Here is a 15,636-nt window from a genome sequence, read left to right on the forward strand (position 1 = left end):
CGCCGTTAACTAGCGCTTCTTACCGAAGGCCGCAGCCAGGGCATCACCCATGGCGCTGTTACCTGCTGGCTGACTGGCGGGACGCGCCCGGCCTTTGTTCGCTGCGGGACGTCTTTCTTCACGTGCCGTGCTGCTCTTACCACTGCGGGCATGGCCTTCACCCGGCTGCTCGTCAAGACGCATAGTAAGCGCGATACGTTTACGCTGCAGATCCACTTCCATGACTTTGACTTTGACGATGTCGCCCGCCTTCACGACCTGATGCGGATCGTCCACAAACTTATCGGACAGGGAAGAGATATGGACCAGCCCGTCCTGATGAACGCCAATATCCACGAAAGCACCGAAGTTAGTGACGTTAGTGACCGCACCTTCCAGCACCATGCCCGGCATCAGGTCGTTCAGGGTTTCCACGCCTTCCGCGAACTGCGCGGTTTTAAACTCAGGACGGGGATCGCGGCCGGGTTTTTCCAGCTCTTTCATGATGTCAGTCACGGTCGGCAAGCCGAAACGCGCATCGGTAAAGTCCACAGCGTTCAGATTCCGCAGGCTGGCCGGATTGCCCATCAAATCGGTCAGGGCCTGTTCCGTGGCCGCCAGAATGCGCTCGACGACCGGATAGGCTTCGGGGTGAACCGTAGACGCATCCAGCGGGTTATCGCCGTGATTGATACGCAGGAAGCCTGCGCATTGCTCAAAGGCTTTCGGCCCCAGGCGGCTCACCTTGAGTAACTGCTGACGATTCTGAAAACGCCCGTTTTCGTCACGCCAGCCGACGATATTTTGCGCCATCATGCGCGTCAGACCTGCTACGCGCGTCAGCAGCGGTACGGAAGCGGTGTTCAGATCAACGCCGACGGCATTCACGCAGTCTTCCACGACCGCATCCAGCTTTTTCGCCAGCTGACTCTGGCTGACGTCATGCTGATACTGGCCTACACCGATGGATTTCGGGTCGATTTTCACCAGCTCGGCAAGCGGATCCTGTAAGCGGCGGGCAATAGAAACCGCCCCGCGCAGGGAGACATCCAGATCCGGGAACTCCTGCGCCGCTAACTCTGACGCGGAGTAGACCGATGCGCCCGCTTCGCTGACGATCACTTTTTGCGCCGTGACCTGCGGGAACTGCTTTTGCAGATCAAGGAAGAAACGTTCGGTTTCACGTGAGGCGGTACCGTTTCCGATCGCCACCAGTTCGACCTGGTGCTTCACGCACAGCGCCGCCACGGCCGCCGCCGCTTTCGCGGCCTGGCCGGTATGGGGATAAACGGTATCGGTGGCGACCAGCTTGCCGGTTGCGTCAACGACGGCAACTTTCACGCCGGTACGCAGGCCCGGATCCAGGCCCATAGTGGCACGCATGCCCGCAGGTGCCGCCATCAACAGATCGTGCAGGTTGCGTGCAAAGACGTTGATGGCCTCATCTTCGGCCCGCTCGCGAACCGTGCCCATCAGCTCAGTTTCCAGATGCAGCATCACCTTGATGCGCCAGGTCCAGCTGACCACAGCCTTGCGCCAGCTGTCGGCGGGCGCGTTATTCAGTCTCAGGTTCAGGTGTTCGGCAATCAGGGTTTCGCCATGACTTTCGCGCGGTGGCTCATCAAATTGCGGATCGGCATTCAGCGACAGCTGCAGCACGCCTTCGTTACGTCCGCGCAGCATCGCCAGTGCACGGTGAGACGGTACGGTATGCAGCGGCTCATGGTGGTCGAAATAGTCGCGGAATTTCGCGCCCTCTTCCTCTTTACCTTCCACCACTTTCGATACCAGATGGGCATTCTTCCACAAATAGTGGCGTACTTTAGCCAGCAGCGCGGCATCTTCAGCAAAGCGCTCCATCAGGATATAGCGCGCGCCATCAAGGGCTGCGCGCACATCGGCGACACCGTTATCGGCATTCACATAACCTGCAGCCAGCTGCTCCGGATCGTGCGAGGGATCCTGCCACAATGTCTCGGCCAACGGCTCCAGACCGGCTTCGATGGCGATTTGCCCACGGGTGCGGCGTTTGGGTTTGTAGGGCAGGTAAAGATCTTCGAGTTCTGTTTTGCTGAGCGTTGTATTGATGGCCTGAGCCAGGTCGTCGGTGAGTTTTCCTTGTTCCTCAATGGATTTCAGGATGGCCTGCCTGCGTTCAGCGAGTTCACGCAGGTAGCCGAGGCGGGTTTCCAGCTGGCGGAGTTGCGTATCATCCAGACCGCCCGTCACCTCTTTACGATAACGTGCAATGAATGGCACGGTATTCCCTTCATCCAACAGGCGGACGGCGGCGTCAACTTGCTCGGGGCGCGCCTGGAGCTCACTTGCAATTAGCTGGCTAAGAACATTCATCATCGGACTATTATGCTTTCTGGGTTGAGAAATAGCCGATAGTTATACGGATTGATGGGCGAAAATGCCAGAGAATGGGCCTGCTTTCAGCGATATTCTGAATCAGGCTTCAATATAGCTAATTTCATTAACATACCAGGCGGCCGGCCCGGCTGGCGTCTCGACAATGGCCATATCACCGACCGCTTTTTTTAACAGCGCACGGGCCATCGGCGAGTCAATCGAGATGTAATCCTTACGGCCAAAAATTTCATCGTAGCCCACGATACGAAAGCGTTTCACTTCACCGTCGTCATTCTCGACTTCCACCCAGGCACCAAAAAATACTTTGCCGTCCTGTTGGGGCGAATAATCCACAATACGCAGTTGCTCAAGACTTTTGCTGAGATAGCGGACGCGGCGGTCAATCTCGCGCAAACGCTTCTTATTGTACTGGTAATCGGCATTTTCACTCCGATCGCCCAGGCTGGCAGCCCAGGTCACTTTTTTGGTGACCTCGGGTCGCTCTTCCCGCCACAGATAATCAAGTTCAGCTTTTAAGGTGTTAAAACCTTCACGGGTAATCAGTCGCGTTCTCATGTACTGCAGCCGGTCAAATCAAAAGAGCTTCAGTGTAAAGCAAATCCGGTCTGACGAAAAAGGGGGCGAGAAAAGGGTTTTTAACAGGCTAAAAACCCTTTTACTGCGCTTCACGCTCAGGGAAGGACAATGAGGCGAGGAGGCTGACTTATTTACCCGCTTTGGTCGACGTCGTGGTTGAGGTGCTGCTGCTGTTACCATCACCGCCGCCACCACCTGCGGTCGCCAGCGCTACGCCCAACAGCGCGCCAATGGCACCAATACCGATGGCATTGGAGTTGCCCTGAGCGGTTGTGGTGGCCTGTGCACCGGCGGCTTCACCGGCTGCAGGGGCGGCATAACTTTGGCTGATGCTGGACAAGGCCAGTACGCTCAGCAGTAAGATCGTTTTTTTCATGTTTTCCCCGTAAAGCGACAGATTGGCGTTGCTTTAGTCTGGGTGATATCAGGCAGTACGCAAAGTGAGCTTTACTGATTGATTTATTGGACTTTAGCTGCAAGTGGACTCATTAAAAGCGGATCTCATACTAATCCGAGAACGGTCGCGTATTATCCTGTTTTTTTGCGGAAGAATATGCTGTTATCAGAGTCATAAACCGCAGCTTGCCGGAGAAGCGGGCAATAACAGATTCGATTTAAGTCAAATTTTCTGGCAACCCGTTGTTTTTGTTAGCGCGATTATCACTGGTACGGTGTTAAAACCAGTAAATAGCGGAATTTTAGCCAATATTTCAGATTTGCCGTATTCTGTCCCACGGAGGACGAAACGGAACGGCTTCTCCGTCAGCAGAACGTGAATTTAAATATAAGCTGCTGTTTAATATGCTTTGTAACAATTTTGACTAGAATATAAACCATTAAACACTGTCGCTGTGCCACATGTTTTTTTAACAATATTGGCTCAGGCAATCGCGCCTTTGGGAGTTAAAAATGCAAGAAAACTACAAGATCCTGGTCGTCGATGACGATATGCGTTTACGCGCTCTGCTTGAACGCTACCTTACCGAACAAGGCTTTCAGGTGCGCAGTGTCGCCAACGCCGAGCAGATGGATCGTCTGTTAACCCGCGAATCCTTCCATTTGATGGTGCTGGATCTGATGCTGCCTGGCGAAGATGGGCTGTCGATTTGCCGTCGTCTGCGTAGCCAGAGCAACCCCATGCCTATCATCATGGTCACAGCTAAGGGTGAAGAAGTGGACCGTATCGTGGGGCTGGAAATCGGTGCGGACGACTATATTCCCAAGCCATTCAACCCGCGTGAACTGCTGGCGCGCATTCGTGCCGTGCTGCGTCGTCAGGCCAATGAGCTGCCCGGTGCGCCTTCGCAGGAAGAAGCGGTCATCGCGTTTGGTAAGTTCAAGCTCAATCTGGGCACGCGGGAAATGTTCCGTGAAGATGAACCTATGCCGTTAACCAGCGGCGAATTCGCCGTGCTTAAGGCGCTGGTGAGTCACCCACGTGAGCCGCTGTCGCGCGATAAACTGATGAACCTGGCCCGCGGTCGTGAGTACAGCGCTATGGAGCGTTCCATTGACGTTCAGATCTCTCGCCTGCGCCGCATGGTGGAAGAAGATCCGGCTCACCCACGCTACATCCAGACCGTTTGGGGCCTGGGTTACGTCTTTGTACCGGACGGCAGTAAAGCATGAGGCGGTTGCGCTTCTCGCCACGAAGTTCGTTTGCCCGCACCTTGTTGTTGATCGTTACCTTGCTGTTTGTCAGCCTGGTAACGACCTACCTGGTGGTGCTGAACTTCGCCATTCTTCCCAGCCTGCAACAGTTCAATAAGGTTCTGGCGTATGAAGTCCGTATGCTGATGACGGACCGTCTACAACTGGAAGATGGCACGCAGCTGGAAGTGCCACCCGCGTTTCGCCGCGAAATCTATCGTGAACTGGGTATTTCGCTCTATACCAATGCGGCGGCAGAGGAGAGCGGACTGCGCTGGGCACAGCACTATAAGTTCCTCAGCGATCAGATGGGGCAGCAGCTTGGTGGTCCGACCGATGTGCGCGTCGAGGTTAATAAAAACTCCCCGGTTGTCTGGTTAAAGACCTGGCTGTCGCCCGATATCTGGGTGCGCGTGCCGCTGACTGAAATTCACCAGGGTGATTTCTCGCCGCTGTTCCGCTATACCCTGGCGATAATGTTGCTGGCGATCGGCGGAGCCTGGCTATTTATCCGCATACAAAACCGCCCGCTGGTGGACCTGGAACACGCCGCACTGCAGGTCGGCAAAGGCATTATCCCGCCGCCACTGCGTGAGTATGGCGCGTCAGAAGTGCGCTCGGTCACGCGCGCGTTCAACCAGATGGCGGCAGGGGTTAAACAGCTCGCTGACGACAGAACGTTGCTCATGGCGGGCGTCAGCCACGATTTACGTACGCCGTTGACCCGTATTCGCCTCGCCACAGAGATGATGAACGAGCAGGATGGCTATCTGGCCGAATCGATCAATAAAGACATCGAAGAGTGCAATGCCATCATCGAGCAGTTCATTGACTACCTGCGCACCGGTCAGGAAATGCAGACCGAACTGGCCGACCTGAACAGCGTTTTGGGTGAAGTGGTGGCCGCAGAAAGCGGTTACGAGCGTGAAATCGAAAATGCGGTGATGGCGGAAGAGTTGATGCTGGAGATTAATCCCCTTTCCATTAAACGTGCGCTGGCTAACCTGGTGGTGAACGCAGCACGTTATGGAAATGGCTGGATCAAGGTCAGCAGCGGTCGGGAACTGCATCGCGCCTGGTTCCAGGTTGAAGACGATGGCCCGGGTATTAAACCCGATCAACTGGCCCATCTGTTCCAGCCCTTTGTGCGCGGTGACAGTGCGCGTAGCACCAGCGGTACCGGTCTGGGACTGGCTATCGTGCAGCGTATTATCGATGCACATCAGGGTTCGCTGGAAATTGGCGACAGTGAGCGGGGAGGATTACGCATCCGTGCCTGGCTGCCGTTAGCAGAAAATCCGGAAGCGGTTCAAAACAGCGGCAATCTTTCGCTGAGCTAAAAAAACGGCGCGGTGGTTCAGGCCGCGCCGTGGCGATTAGCGCTGTGGACCGGCTTTAACCAACGCGGCACCTGCCGCATTATCGGTATACTTCTCAAAGTTAGTGATAAAACGCTGGGCCAAATCATCCGCCGCAGCGTGCCACTTCGCTTCACTTTCCCAGCTACGACGTGGATCCAGGGTGTCTTCATCCAGATCGCCCAGGGTTTTAGGGACCTGAAGGTTGAATACCGGCAGCGTTTCCGTTGGCGCATCATCCAGCTCACCGGCCAGAATCGCGTTGATAATGGCGCGGGTATTTTTCAGCGAAATGCGTTTTCCACTGCCGTTCCAGCCGGTGTTAACCAGATAAGCCTGCGCACCGGCCGCTTCCATGCGCTTCACCAGCACTTCTGCATACTGCGTGGGGTGCAGTGTCAGGAAGGCGGCACCAAAGCAGGCTGAGAATGTTGGCGTGGGGGCGGTCACACCACGTTCCGTGCCGGCAAGCTTGGCGGTGAATCCCGACAGGAAATGGTACTGCGTCTGCTCTGGCGTTAAACGGGAGACCGGAGGCAGTACGCCAAAGGCATCGGCGGTCAGGAAAATCACCTTCTTCGCATGACCTGCTTTGGAAACCGGCTGCACGATATTATCGATGTGATGAATCGGATAGGAGACGCGGGTGTTTTCGGTTTTGCTGTCATCCGCAAAATCGATACTGCCGTCTTCACGCACCACAACGTTTTCCAGCAGCGCATTGCGGCGAATGGCGCGGTAGATTTCGGGTTCGGCCTGCTCAGAAAGATTAATCGTTTTAGCGTAGCAGCCGCCTTCAAAGTTAAACACGCCGTCATCGTCCCAGCCGTGTTCATCATCGCCAATAAGCTGGCGATCCGGATCGGTAGACAATGTGGTTTTACCCGTGCCGGACAGACCAAAGAACACCGCCACGTCACCGGCTTTACCCACGTTGGCCGAGCAGTGCATTGACGCAATGCCTTTCAGTGGGAGCAGGTAGTTCATGATTGCGAACAGCCCTTTTTTCATCTCCCCGCCATACCAGGTGCCGCCAATCAGCTGCATCCTTTCCGTCAGGTTAAAGGCCACGAAGTTCTCAGAATGCAGTCCCTGCGCCTGCCAGTCCGGATTAGTGCATTTTGCGCCGTTCATGACCACAAAATCCGGCGTGAAGTTATCCAGTTCGGCAGCGCTGGGCTGGATAAACATGTTTTTCACAAAGTGTGCCTGCCAGGCCACTTCGGTAATAAAGCGTACGCTCAGGCGTGAGTCAGGATTGGCACCGCAGAAGGCATCCACAATAAACAGACGCTTACCTGAAAGCTGCTGCGTCACGCATTTTTTCAGCGCTTGCCAGGTTTCCTGCGACAGAGGCTGGTTATCGTTTTTTCCGGTGCCTTGATCGTTCCACCACAGCGTATCGCGCGTGGTGTCATCGCGGACGATGTACTTATCCTTAGGCGAGCGCCCGGTAAACACCCCGGTATCGACTGCGATTGCGCCGCTTTGCGTCAGGGTGCCACGCTCAAAACCTTCGAGCTCCGGGCGCATCTCTTCCTGAAATAACGTGTCGTAATCAGGGTTGTGAACCACCTCAGTGGTATCGGTGATGCCCAGATCGGCAAGGGCTTTCGAGGTCAGGCCGTTAACGCGCATTTTACTGCTCCTTAAATCGGTGTCTGTTCTGTACGGGCAAAAAGAGTTTGGGATCGTGTCGGTCAAAGGCCGCCCGGTCAGGCGAGGAGACAGATCGCGCGCAGTGTACTCTACTGAGTCTGAGGGGGAAGGTATGTTCTTTTAAAAATGCGACTCAGGGCGCGTTAAGGTCGTGTTTCGAACGTTTTTAAGATGTTAAGAAAGTAAAAAAAGATAATTTATCAGATAAATTAAGGGCATAGCAAAGCAGAGGTGAGGGCGGCAGAACCGCCCTGGTCGGATCAGTGAAGACGGTTGCTGTTTTCCACGGAGTTGCTGCGGATACCGGCAATATCGACAGCATCGAAAACATAATGCGATCCGCAATAGTCGCAATGCATATCGATTTTGCCGTCTTCGGCAATAATCTCATCGACTTCTTCCTGCGGCAGCGTTTTCAGGACCTCGCCGCAACGTTCGCGCGAGCAGGTACATTTGTAGATCACCGGCTGGGGATCGTAAACGGTCACTTCTTCCTGATGGTACAGTCGCCAGAGCACATCAGTTGCCGGCAGGTCGATCAATTCTTCTGTTTTAATCGTCTCTGTCAACGTAGCGAGATGGTCGAAATCCTCTTTATCCGTGTCCTGCGCGGGCAGAACCTGTAACAGAATCCCGGCGGCGCCTGCATCGCTGGTGCGGATAAACAGTCGGGTTGGCAGCTGTTCTGAACGCATGAAGTAATCTTCCAGGCATTCGCTCAGCGTGTCACCTTCCAGACCGACCACGCCCTGATAGCGCTCACCTTTTTCTGGCGTAATCGTAATCACCAGATAGCCGTTGCCCACCATGCTCTTAAGCGTGCTGTCGTCAGGGATCTCGCCTTTCATTCGCGCGACACCGCGTAATTCCTGCTGATTATTCCCATTGATCACGGCCAGCGTCAGCGGACCATCGCCCTGCAACTGCACGGTGATCTCACCATCAAATTTCAGCGTCGCGGTAAGCAGGCTGGTTGCCACCAGTAACTCACCCAGCAGGGTTTGCACAGCGGGTGGATAATCGTGGTTTTTAATGGTTTCACGCCAGGTGTTTGAAACGTTGACCAGTTCGCCGCGAACAGCAGCATTTTCAAACAGATAACGGCGCAGTTGATCGTTTACAGACATAATTTTTCTCTCTTTGGGCGGGCGGTGAGCGGCATCAAGGCCTGTCTTACTCATCACCCGATAACTTAAATTTCATCAAATCGCGGCGCTCTTTTTTGTCAGGCCGGCGATCGGGATGGGGCATAGTCAGCGCATTCATTTTGCGCGCCAGCGCCATTTTTTCGCGCTTCTCAATGCTGGCGTCCGTTTCACGATAAAGCTGCTGCGCTTCACTGGCCGGGCGCCGCTGTTCGCTGATCCCGGTAATTACGACGGTACGTTCATCATTGCCCTGGCGCAGTGTTAGCTCCGCATCACGTTCAACCAGCTTACTTGGTTTGCTGCGCTGACCATTGTAATGAACCTTACCGCCTTCAATCATCTCGCGCGCAATGGAACGGGTTTTATAGAACCGCGCCGCCCAAAGCCATTTATCAAGACGAACACCGTCTTCAGATTTTTCTTTCATAGCTGCTCCCAGGCCTGGATCACTGTGCGGTAATGGCTTATCGCATAGTGACGCTGAAAGGGTTGTTCGGGACGACCGGAATCAGGATTACGGATGCCTAAACACCAGCCGATTCCCCAGGATTTAGCGACATCAAGAAGGATTTCGTTGTCATCAATGAACAATGTTCGTGATGCATCAAAGCCCGTGTATTGCGCGACCGCCTGCCACAAACGTTGATCTTCTTTCGGATAGCCAAAGGTATGGGTGGAAAGTAATAAATCAAGGTGTGGTGCTAAACCTGTTTGTCGTCGTTTAACGTCCAGATTCCAGGGATGCGCATTGGTCAGCAGAATAGTGCGCTTACCTGCGCGCCGCAGCATCTGCAGAAAAGGCAGCGTATCGGGCCGTAAGCGGACGCGATGACGGTGTGCCCAGAGCATCGCGTGGATATCCAGTTGCAGGGCCTCTGACCAGTAGTCCAGACAATACCAGTTTAGCGTATGGGACACGGCCTGATATTTTTCTTCCATCAACTGCCGCGCGTGTTCGACAGGGATGCCCCGATGCGCGCTCAGCGCATCCGGCACCTGTTCCCGCCAAAAGACGCGGTCAAACGCCAGATCCAGTAACGTGCCGTCCATATCCAACAGCACGGTATCAATATCAGAACCGTTACACATCATGGCGGATTTACCCATTGCCTTTTCGCGCAACAGGGTAGCACAGTTGCAGGCCGGTCAGAATACGGAGCGCACGCCCTGTATAGTGCTGAGGGAAGGGTTAAAGCACGTGTCGTAGTATTGCTGAATCGCGAGCATACGCTGACGATTCAGATGCATACGACGCAGCGCCAGCAGGCCGTTAGTGAGGCCACAGGCCAGGAGCACGATTAACAGCAAGGCGGCACCGAGATAGCGCCATTTTGCCATCGCATCAGGTTCATTATGCAGGGCGATATGGCGCGTGCCGTTGGCATCTGTGTAGATGTTCGTGATGATGCCCGTCGCGCTGAACGGCGTGTGCAACAGCAGTGAGGACAGACGTTGCAGCTCCTGCCATTGTGAGGCCGCATCCAGATCAAACAAGGGAACCGCGGGCTGAGGCTGGTTGACTAACTGATGCCCTTCGTCGCTGACAATCACAAACCCGCCCGGCGGTGGGCTGTTGAGATTTTCTGTGGCACGACGCGTTTCACGATAAAAGAAGGTCGAGGTCGCGGTGTGCACCAGATTTTCCAGCGCTTCCGCGCTGACAGGGCGCAGCAGGACATTCATCCCGTTAAGTTGACCGGAATCGGCGCGGCTGACTAATGTGTCCCAGTCTTTGGCATTGCCCAAATTCACCAACGCGTTTTTAAGCCGAACACAGTCCTGTGCCTGGCTGCACAGCGCCTGCGTTTTCAACACCAGATCGGAAAAGTCATCCAGCAAAATCATGCCTGATTTCTGAATCGCAGACGCTAACTGCGGATTCAGTTTGGGGTCCGTATTGGTTTCGGGATGCAGCTGTTTTGTGGTGGTTTCCAGAAGCGCGGAGGCTTTCTCAATAATATCTGAGTGAGGCAGTGGCAGAGGCGTAGCGTTATTCCAGTAGATCTGCGAGCAGTCGAACGGCATGTAGATATAAGTGCGATTGCTTTGATAATTGCCCGGCACGGCACACATGCCGGTCCCGGTAACCTTCAGGCTATCACCCACTTTCAAATCTTCACGACTCAGTTGATTGACGCTACTGACATCAAGGCTGTCAGTACCTTTTACCCATGCAAGGCTGAGCTTGATGGGCATACTGAGCGGTATCCAGGTGAGTAAGAAGGCCAGAACAATAAAGGCACCGCAGGCCAGAACGACATTTTTCCGCCAGCGCTGAAGCGGAAAGTTTTTTACCTCGTCCTGCAAAGAAAGAAAACGGCCCTGACGCACCACCTGACGGTTAAGATAAATTTCGACGTCTGTAACCTGTCCCAGGTCGTGAGCGACGTAAGGCTGCCAGTGCGCGGGATAAATCAGGTCGATAATCCCCAGCGTGATGTTGCTCTGCTCTTGATTGGACTCGCCAAATAAGCCCCAGCGTTTTGGCGCGCCGCGCAGGCAGTGGATCTCACGCAGACCATTTTCACCGGGAATCCGGTACATTAACCACAGACTTGCGGCGACCATCGCGCTGGCAATCACCACCAGCCAGATCATCAGACTTGTGGGTAATAACAAACCAATAAAAAACATCATCAACGCAAACGAGATGATAACGGCCTCGCGCGTGCCATCCGGGCGGGACAGTCGATACTCTTCCAGGGTTTCTTTGCGCACCCGAACTAACTCAACGTTTTCGCTTTCGGCCTTACGGATAGAGGCATTTGTGGATGCCGGACGTATCAGATTAGGCAGTGACTGCTGATCAATCGCGTAATCCACCAGCGAGTGGCCGTTTAACGAAATGATGAGTGGGATCGATTGCGTACGGATCAACTCAACGTAATTTTCATCGGTGATGTACTGTTCCCACAGCGGCGGCAAATGGACTTCAACTTCATCCAGATAGTAGCGCCACTTATGCGGATCGTCGGTGGAAAGCCCATAGCGGGTAATCGCGCGGGTAACCGGATAAACATTGTTGCTCTGGGCGGTCAGCACCAGCTTTTCGTGCCGACGACGGGATTCACCAGGGCTGAGAATACGGGGTTGTTTTTCCAGGGCGGCAAGATACTGCTCTACGGCTCTGCGCTCTCTTTCAGTCAGTTTACGGCAGGGCGGGCTGATGAATGGCAACGGTTTCGCCAACGGCGGCCTGCGCCGCATAGCGTACCAAAATCCAATACCTGCCAGAATTGAACAGGTTAGCACTAAGGCCAATATAATAATTATTGTGCTCATGCTTTGCTCAATTCAGCCAAAATACTGCCTTCACTTTAGACTTACGTCCCCAGACGCGCCCCTGATTTCAGGCGATTGATGGGAGGTTAAACAACTCTGACAAGTTTAACAACAAACAAAATTGTACTGTAAATCATTTGATTAGGCGTTATTACAGCACACAGTGCCAGAATAGTAACTATCATGCACATAGTATTGTATCGGCATTGTCTGAATTTTGAAGGCAGATATTGACTAACGCAAATTTTTTGTGCCCGAAATAGAGCCGTTATTGCATAGAGAAAACGTGGGCTGCGTAACCGGATGACGTCATTGAGTCGCACAATGCTCCACGGTTAGGTATGCTAATTCGCTACGGAGTGCTGGCGCAGCAAGTTTGAGGCTGATATGAAAAAGTCGTTAAAAAAACCTGACATCCTCAATGTAGAAACCGTAGCACGTTCACGGTTGTTTACTGTCGAAGCGGTCGACCTGGCCTTCAGCAATGGCGCCCGGCGCATTTATGAACGCATGAAACCGTCGGAACGCGAGGCAGTCATGATTGTGCCCATCATTGATGATCATCTGATTCTGATCGAAGAGTATGCCGTGGGCCTGGAAAGCTATGAACTGGGCTTTCCAAAAGGCTTAATCGATCCGGGTGAAACGGTCAATCAGGCGGCCGACCGTGAACTGAAAGAGGAAGCGGGATTCGGGGCTGGCCAGTTGACTTTGCTGGGTAAACTGACGATGGCACCGTCCTATTTTTCCAGCAAGATGAACATCGTGGTTGCAGAAGGGCTTTACCAGGAGAAGCTGGAAGGGGATGAGCCTGAGCCGCTGGTGGTCCACCGTTGGCCGTTAAGCAACATGCTGGCGTTACTGCAGGAGCCTGATTTCCGCGAAGCGCGCAACGTCAGTGCGTTGTTTATGGTGCGTGAGTGGCTGGTGAAGCAGGGCCGTCTGCATTACTGATTGAGCACCAGATTTCCGGGCGGTATAAAGCGGAGAGGCGGCCAGGCCGCCTCTCACGTTTATCAGAACAGTTCGTGACTTTCGCCATTGTCCATGATGGTCGTGCCTGCATCATGAACCGAATATTCGGTTGGCTGTGTTCCGTTGATAAAGTACTCCTGACGTGTGTTTCCTCCGCCATTGGCCAGCTTGCCCGTACTGCGGTCAATGGTCACGGTAACAATGCCCTCAGGCGGCGTTAACGGCTGAACAGGAACACCTTCAAGGGCCACCTTCATAAAGTCATCCCATGCAGGCTGTGCACTCTTCGCCCCGCCTTCATAGCCCGAAATCTGATCGGGAATGGCACCAGAAAGCGTACTGCGACCCAGATCGCGACGCGCATCATCGAAGCCGATCCACACCGAGGTCACCACGCCCGGGCCGTAACCCGAGAACCAGGCATCTTTGGAGCTGTTAGTCGTCCCTGTTTTCCCGCCGATATCATTACGTTTCAGGTCGCGTCCGGCACGCCAGCCGGTGCCCATCCAGCCTGGCTCACCAAAAATATTACTGTTCAGTGCGCTTTTGATCAGGAAGGACAGCGGTGTGTTAATCACGTGCGGCGCATACTGCTGCTCGCCACCCTGCTGAGGCTGGGCGGGCACTTGCTCCAGCTCAGGCTGCGGCACGGCTTGATTTTGCTGTGGGGCGGACGGGGCAACGTTCTCAACGCTTTCCGCATTCAGCGCCAGCGCTTTTTTGGTTTCACCGTAGATCACCGGTAAGTTGCACTGCGGACAGGCAATTCTGGGTTTCTCTTCGAAAACGGTCTGTCCCTGTTCATTTTCGATCTTACTGATGAAGTAAGGATCGATCAGGAAGCCGCCGTTAGCCATGACCGAATAGCCCCGCACGACCTGCAGCGGTGTGAACGACGCGGCACCCAGGGCCAGCGATTCGGTATGCACAATATTCTGTGCCGGGAAGCCAAAACGCTGGAGATACTCTGCGGCGTAATCCACGCCCATTGCACGCATGGCACGAACCATGACAACGTTTTTAGACTGCCCCAGCCCCTGACGCAGACGAATCGGACCATCGTAAGTGGGCGGAGAGTTCTTTGGACGCCAGTCCGCACCGGCACCGGCATCCCAGCGAGAAATCGGTACGTCGTTCAGAATGGAGGCCAGCGTTAACCCGCGATCCATCGCCGCGGTATACAGGAACGGCTTGATGTTTGAACCCACCTGGCGCAGCGCCTGAGTCGCGCGGTTAAACATGCTCTGGTTGAAGTCAAAGCCCCCGACCAGTGCGCGAACCGCACCGTTATTAGGGTCCAGTGAAACCAGGGCCGAGTTCACATCCGGTACCTGGCCCAGCCACCATGTATCGCCGACCTGGCGTACCCAGATCTGCTGGCCCGGCTGAAGCACCTGTGCAATGCTTTTGGGTGTCGGGCCCTGTACTGTGTCCGATTTAAAGGCACGCGCCCAGCGCACGCCCGCCATCGTCAATGACACATTGCTGCCATCCTTCATCATGACGGTGGCTTCGTCACTCTGGACATGCGTTACGACGGCCGGATGAAGCGGCCCGTACAGAGGCAGATTTTTTAATGCTTTAACAATCTGCGTTTGCCCCCAGGCTGGCTCGCCGACTTTCCACAGCACGCTGGTAGGGCCACGATAGCCGTGACGCATATCGTAGGCGATGACGTTGTTCTGCACGGCTTCCTGCGCGGATTCCTGCAGACGGCGCGTCACGGTGGTGTAAACCTTGTAACCATCGGTATACGCATTATCGCCATAGCGTTTCACCATTTCCTGGCGCACCATCTCGGTCAGATAGGGCGCGGAGAAGACGATTTTCGGGCCATGATAGCTGGCGACCAGCGGCGCATTACGTGCTTCATCATATTGCTGCTGGGTGATGTATTTCTGGTCCAGCATACGAGCCAGCACCACATTGCGCCGGGCGACAGCACGACTGTGGGAATACAGCGGGTTAAAGGTTGACGGGGCTTTCGGCAGCCCGGCGATGGTCGCCATTTCACTCAACGACAGCTCGCCAACGGGTTTGCCAAAATACACCTGCGAGGCTGCGCCAACGCCATAAGCCCGGTAGCCGAGATAGATTTTATTCAGGTAAAGCTCAAGAATTTCGTCTTTATTCAGCAACTGCTCAATGCGAATCGCCAGAAAGGCTTCCTTTACCTTACGCATCAGGGAGCGTTCCGGACTGAGGAAAAAGTTACGCGCCAGTTGCTGTGTGATGGTACTGGCCCCCTGGGACGCATGGCCTGAAACCAGCGCAACGCTGGCGGCACGGAAAATCCCGATGGGATCCACACCGTGATGCTCATAGAAGCGGCTGTCTTCCGTCGCAATAAACGCATGGACCATGTCAGGTGGAACCTGCTGCAGGCTAAGCGGAATACGGCGCATTTCACCATACTGGGCGATAAGATCGCCGTCGGCGCTGTAAACCTGCATAGGGGTTTGCAAACGCACATCTTTCAGTGTGTTAACGTCGGGTAACTGGGGCTCTATATATTTGTACAAACCATAAATCGAGCCAGCTCCCAGCAAGATGCAACACACTGCAAGGATTAATAAATACTTTACGAACTTCACCTGAGATTTCCCATCTGTTGTCGTTTGGGCAGTTTATAA

Annotated in this window: 12 protein-coding genes; 3 read left to right on the forward strand and 9 right to left on the reverse strand. The window is 54.3% G+C overall.

Going from position 1 to position 15,636, the window contains the following annotated elements:
• Nucleotides 1–9: 9 nt before the first annotated feature.
• From C7434_RS20290 to yjbE, 3 genes are all read right to left on the reverse strand, one after another.
• Nucleotides 10–2,334 (reverse strand): Tex family protein, encoded by a 2,325-nt coding sequence (locus C7434_RS20290; protein ID WP_033741596.1) that lies wholly within the window; start codon nucleotides 2,332–2,334, stop codon nucleotides 10–12.
• Between the two features lie 99 nt (nucleotides 2,335–2,433).
• The gene (gene greB / locus C7434_RS20295; protein ID WP_033741594.1) at nucleotides 2,434–2,910 is read right to left on the reverse strand and encodes a transcription elongation factor GreB; all 477 of its coding nucleotides are present in this window, start codon (nucleotides 2,908–2,910) and stop codon (nucleotides 2,434–2,436) included.
• A 148-nt stretch (nucleotides 2,911–3,058) separates the two neighbouring features.
• Entirely contained in the window at nucleotides 3,059–3,307 is a 249-nt protein-coding gene (gene yjbE / locus C7434_RS20300) for an exopolysaccharide production protein YjbE (RefSeq protein ID WP_006121012.1), read from the reverse strand.
• Nucleotides 3,308–3,840: 533 nt separating this feature from the next.
• On the opposite strand from yjbE, the gene ompR reads away from it, so the two are divergent.
• Nucleotides 3,841–4,560 (forward strand): two-component system response regulator OmpR, encoded by a 720-nt coding sequence (gene ompR / locus C7434_RS20305; protein WP_001157751.1) that lies wholly within the window; start codon nucleotides 3,841–3,843, stop codon nucleotides 4,558–4,560.
• On the forward strand, nucleotides 4,557–5,921 hold the full coding sequence (gene envZ, locus C7434_RS20310; RefSeq protein ID WP_033741588.1) for a two-component system sensor histidine kinase EnvZ: 1,365 nt from the start codon (nucleotides 4,557–4,559) through the stop codon (nucleotides 5,919–5,921). The genes ompR and envZ overlap by 4 nt, the downstream gene beginning before the upstream one ends.
• Before the next feature lie 36 nt (nucleotides 5,922–5,957).
• Here the strand turns inward: envZ and pckA are convergent, their stop codons facing one another.
• The 5 genes from pckA to C7434_RS20335 form a co-directional block, all read right to left on the reverse strand.
• Entirely contained in the window at nucleotides 5,958–7,577 is a 1,620-nt protein-coding gene (pckA, locus tag C7434_RS20315) for a phosphoenolpyruvate carboxykinase (ATP) (RefSeq protein WP_054686900.1), read from the reverse strand.
• 281 nt (nucleotides 7,578–7,858) lie between these two features.
• Nucleotides 7,859–8,725 carry an Hsp33 family molecular chaperone HslO gene (hslO, locus tag C7434_RS20320; RefSeq protein WP_006121009.1) on the reverse strand — a complete coding sequence of 289 codons (867 nt, stop codon included), beginning with the start codon at nucleotides 8,723–8,725 and terminating at the stop codon, nucleotides 7,859–7,861.
• 46 nt (nucleotides 8,726–8,771) lie between these two features.
• A complete protein-coding gene (gene hslR, locus C7434_RS20325) occupies nucleotides 8,772–9,173 on the reverse strand; it encodes a ribosome-associated heat shock protein Hsp15 (RefSeq protein ID WP_006121008.1) in 402 nt (133 codons plus the stop codon).
• Nucleotides 9,170–9,838, reverse strand: coding sequence for a GMP/IMP nucleotidase (gene yrfG, locus C7434_RS20330; RefSeq protein ID WP_033741616.1), 669 nt, complete (start codon nucleotides 9,836–9,838; stop codon nucleotides 9,170–9,172). Before yrfG ends, hslR begins: the two co-directional genes overlap by 4 nt.
• A gap of 54 nt (nucleotides 9,839–9,892) precedes the next feature.
• Nucleotides 9,893–12,028, reverse strand: a complete 2,136-nt coding sequence (locus tag C7434_RS20335) for an intracellular growth attenuator family protein (RefSeq protein WP_039342672.1) — start codon at nucleotides 12,026–12,028, stop codon at nucleotides 9,893–9,895.
• 387 nt (nucleotides 12,029–12,415) lie between these two features.
• On the opposite strand from C7434_RS20335, the gene nudE reads away from it, so the two are divergent.
• A complete protein-coding gene (gene nudE / locus C7434_RS20340) occupies nucleotides 12,416–12,982 on the forward strand; it encodes an ADP compounds hydrolase NudE (RefSeq protein ID WP_006121006.1) in 567 nt (188 codons plus the stop codon).
• Nucleotides 12,983–13,044: 62 nt separating this feature from the next.
• On the opposite strand, the gene mrcA is transcribed toward nudE, so the two are convergent.
• Entirely contained in the window at nucleotides 13,045–15,597 is a 2,553-nt protein-coding gene (gene mrcA, locus C7434_RS20345) for a peptidoglycan glycosyltransferase/peptidoglycan DD-transpeptidase MrcA (protein WP_039342670.1), read from the reverse strand.
• Nucleotides 15,598–15,636 lie beyond the last annotated feature (39 nt).

The sequence above is a fragment of the Pantoea sp. PNA 14-12 genome (genome assembly GCF_004364735.1).
Taxonomy (GTDB): Bacteria; Pseudomonadota; Gammaproteobacteria; order Enterobacterales; family Enterobacteriaceae; genus Pantoea; species Pantoea stewartii.

What these genes read in the sequence shown, in the direction of transcription:
- C7434_RS20290 (WP_033741596.1), bottom strand. Translation starts at nt 2,334, where the DNA reads ATGATGAATGTTCTTAGCCAGCTAATTGCAAGTGAGCTCCAGGCGCGC.
- greB (WP_033741594.1), bottom strand. Translation starts at nt 2,910, where the DNA reads ATGAGAACGCGACTGATTACCCGTGAAGGTTTTAACACCTTAAAAGCT.
- yjbE (WP_006121012.1), bottom strand. Translation starts at nt 3,307, where the DNA reads ATGAAAAAAACGATCTTACTGCTGAGCGTACTGGCCTTGTCCAGCATC.
- ompR (WP_001157751.1), top strand. Translation starts at nt 3,841, where the DNA reads ATGCAAGAAAACTACAAGATCCTGGTCGTCGATGACGATATGCGTTTA.
- envZ (WP_033741588.1), top strand. Translation starts at nt 4,557, where the DNA reads ATGAGGCGGTTGCGCTTCTCGCCACGAAGTTCGTTTGCCCGCACCTTG.
- pckA (WP_054686900.1), bottom strand. Translation starts at nt 7,577, where the DNA reads ATGCGCGTTAACGGCCTGACCTCGAAAGCCCTTGCCGATCTGGGCATC.
- hslO (WP_006121009.1), bottom strand. Translation starts at nt 8,725, where the DNA reads ATGTCTGTAAACGATCAACTGCGCCGTTATCTGTTTGAAAATGCTGCT.
- hslR (WP_006121008.1), bottom strand. Translation starts at nt 9,173, where the DNA reads ATGAAAGAAAAATCTGAAGACGGTGTTCGTCTTGATAAATGGCTTTGG.
- yrfG (WP_033741616.1), bottom strand. Translation starts at nt 9,838, where the DNA reads ATGATGTGTAACGGTTCTGATATTGATACCGTGCTGTTGGATATGGAC.
- C7434_RS20335 (WP_039342672.1), bottom strand. Translation starts at nt 12,028, where the DNA reads ATGAGCACAATAATTATTATATTGGCCTTAGTGCTAACCTGTTCAATT.
- nudE (WP_006121006.1), top strand. Translation starts at nt 12,416, where the DNA reads ATGAAAAAGTCGTTAAAAAAACCTGACATCCTCAATGTAGAAACCGTA.